This is a genomic window from Micromonospora globispora (genome assembly GCF_003857015.1).
Taxonomy (GTDB): Bacteria; Actinomycetota; Actinomycetes; order Mycobacteriales; family Micromonosporaceae; genus Micromonospora; species Micromonospora globispora.
Genome location: NZ_QGGF01000095.1, coordinates 1 through 2,922, shown reverse-complemented (window position 1 = coordinate 2,922; position 2,922 = coordinate 1). Strand labels below are relative to the sequence as shown.

Below are 2,922 nucleotides of genomic sequence, written 5' to 3'. Positions count from 1 at the left end.
GTACGACGCCCCGCACGGCCGGCGGCCCGGCCCGTACGACGAGCGACCGCGCAACGGGCGTCCCGGGCGGGAGCCTGACGACCAGCGGTACCGCGACGATCGGGGCTACCGGGACGCCGGCCGCGACGACCGGTGGTACCCGGGGCCCGGTGAGGACCCCGGCCACGAGCGGGGCAGGCCGGGCCGGGCGTACCCGGAGCCGCGGGACGACGAGTACCCCACCGCCCAGATCGCACCGGTCCGTGCCGAGCCGGACGCCGGACCCGAGCCGGAGCGGCCCTCGGGCCGCCGGCAGCGCGGGCGACGCCGGGCCAGTGTCGACCGGCCGGCCACCCAGCAGGCCCCGCAGGGCCGCGCGGGCCGGAACCTGCCGGCCGCGATCGCGGTCGGGCTGAGCCTGGGGGCGGCGATCGTGGTGCCGCTCTTCTTCTACCTGCCGGCGTTTCTCGGCGTGATCGCCGCCGCCGTGGCGGTGGGCACCTGGGAGATGGCCCGGGCGGTCCGCCGCAGCGGCGCTCACCCGCCGCTGGTGCCGCTGATCGCCGGCGGGGTGCTCACCGTGGGGCTGGGCTGGTTCGCCGGCCCGGACGCGCTGAGTCTCGGTCTGCTGGTCACCGTGCTCGGCACGATGATCTGGCGCCTGGGCGACGGTCCGGGCAACTACCAGCGCGACCTGACCGCGGCCACCCTGATCGCGGTCTACGTACCCTTCCTCGGCGGCTTCGCGGCGATGCTGGCCGCCGTGCCCGGCGACGAGCACCTGCGGGTGCTGGTGACCCTGGTCGCCGTGGTCCTCTCCGACACCGGCGGGTACGCCGCCGGCGTCGCGTTCGGCAAGCACCCGATGGCGCCCTCGATCAGCCCGAAGAAGTCCTGGGAGGGCTTCGCCGGGTCGGTCACCGCGGCGGCGGCCGGCAGCGCCGTGCTGGTCTGGCTGCTGCTCGACGGCAAGCCCTGGTGGGGTGCGGTGTTCGGGGTGGCGATCTCCTGCGCGGCGGTCCTCGGCGACCTCGCCGAGTCCATGATCAAGCGGGATCTCGGGGTCAAGGACATGAGCAACCTGCTCCCCGGGCACGGCGGCCTGATGGACCGGCTCGACTCGATCCTGTTTGCGGTGCCGACCGCGTACCTGCTGCTGGCGGTCCTCGTGCCGGCGGTGGGCTGAGAGGTGAATCACGCCTGCGGAGCCGCATCCTCCGCGCGGTCGGGGTCGATTCGGCACCTACGGCCGGGTGCGTCCCGCTCCGGGCGTGTCAGACTGGACGCGCCATGACGAGCCTCCCCCTGATCTCCGTAGACCCGGACGCCCGCGGCCGCCGGCCCGCGATGCCGCCCCGTCACCTCGCCGACCTGGATCTGCCGGGCCGGCAGGCGCTCGTCGCCGAGCTGGGGGAGCCGGCGTTCCGCGCCAAGCAGGTCTCCCACCACTACTTCGGTCGGCTGGTGCGCGACGCCGGGCAGATGACCGACCTGCCGGCCGCCACCCGGGAGCGGCTGGCCGACTCGCTGCTGCCCACCCTGCTCACCCCGGTCCGGGAGCTGGCGTGCGACGACGGCGCCACCCGCAAGGCGCTCTGGCGGCTGCACGACGGATCGCTGGTGGAGAGCGTGCTGATGGGCTACCCGGACCGGGTAACCGTCTGCATCTCCAGCCAGGCCGGCTGCGGCATGGCCTGCCCGTTCTGCGCCACCGGCCAGGCCGGGCTGACCCGCAACCTCTCCACCGCGGAGATCGTCGACCAGGCGGTCTACCTGGCGGGGGTGGCCGCCTCGGGCGCCGTCGCCGGCTCGCCGCCGCGGCTGTCCCACGTCGTGTTCATGGGCATGGGCGAGCCGCTGGCCAACTACTCCCGGGTGGTCGCGGCCATCCGCCGGCTGGTCGCCCCGGCCCCGGAGGGGCTCGGCCTGTCCCAGCGGCACATCACCGTTTCCACGGTGGGGCTGGTTCCGGCCATCCGCCGACTGGCCAGCGAAGACCTCTCAGTGACCCTTGCGTTGTCGCTGCACGCCCCCGATGATGAGCTGCGCGACGAACTCGTCCCGGTCAACCAGCGGTGGAAGGTGTCCGAGGTGCTGGACGCCGCGTGGGACTACGCGGCCCGGACGGGGCGTCGCGTGTCGATCGAGTACGCGATGATCAAGGACGTGAACGACCAGCCGTGGAGAGCCGATCTGCTCGGGCGGCTGCTGGCCGGCAAGTTGGCCCACGTGAATCTCATCCCGCTCAACCCGACACCGGGCAGCCGCTGGGACGCGAGCCCGAAGCCGGTCGAGCGGGAGTTCGTCCGGCGGTTGCGCGACGCCGGGGTGTCGACGACGGTGCGGGACACCCGGGGACGCGAAATCGACGGAGCGTGCGGGCAGCTCGCCGCCGCCGAGGACATGGACACCGACCCGCCGCGCGAAGCAACGGCGTGACCGGACGTAGCGAACGAGACCAGGAGACATAGTGGCGAGTCAGGGTCAGCGTTTCCGGCGCAAGGCGCTCCGCCGGGGATACAAGGTCGACGAGGTCGACGCCTTCCTGGACCGGGTCGAGGCGACACTCGCCGGCCAGCCGATGGGCGCGCCCGTGGCCTCCCAGGAGGTCCACGACGTCGTCTTCCGGGTCCGCTTCAACGGTTACGACGAGTGGCAGGTCGACCTGCACCTCGATCGGGTCGAGCGGCAACTGGCCGAGCTGGAGGAGCGCGGTGGCCTCCCCGGTGGGCGCGATCCCCGGATGGGTCCGCCGATGCGCGAGGACCGCGGCCTGTCGCCCGTACCGCAGCCGCCGATGCCGCCCCGCCCGATGCCCGCGCAGGCCGGCCCGCCCGCCGACCGCTACGGGCGGTACGACGAGCCGACCGGCGCCTTCGCCGGCGGGTACGACGGCCCGCGTGGCGGGTACGACGCTCCCCGCGGCCCCGGCGGCCCCGGCCC

3 protein-coding genes are annotated in these 2,922 nt (G+C 74.4%); all 3 read left to right on the top strand.

Features of this window, described 5'->3' with window-relative positions; translation table 11 throughout:
- A partial coding sequence (locus DKL51_RS03500) for a phosphatidate cytidylyltransferase (RefSeq protein WP_260428363.1) occupies window positions 1–1,165 on the top strand: 1,165 nt, incomplete at its 5' end.
- Between the two features lie 104 nt (window positions 1,166–1,269).
- Complete coding sequence (gene rlmN / locus DKL51_RS03495; protein WP_109966576.1) at window positions 1,270–2,418, top strand: dual-specificity RNA methyltransferase RlmN; 1,149 nt, start codon at window positions 1,270–1,272, stop codon at window positions 2,416–2,418.
- A 31-nt stretch (window positions 2,419–2,449) separates the two neighbouring features.
- Window positions 2,450–2,922 (top strand): DivIVA domain-containing protein (locus DKL51_RS03490; protein ID WP_124811713.1); only part of this gene is annotated, 473 nt, incomplete at its 3' end.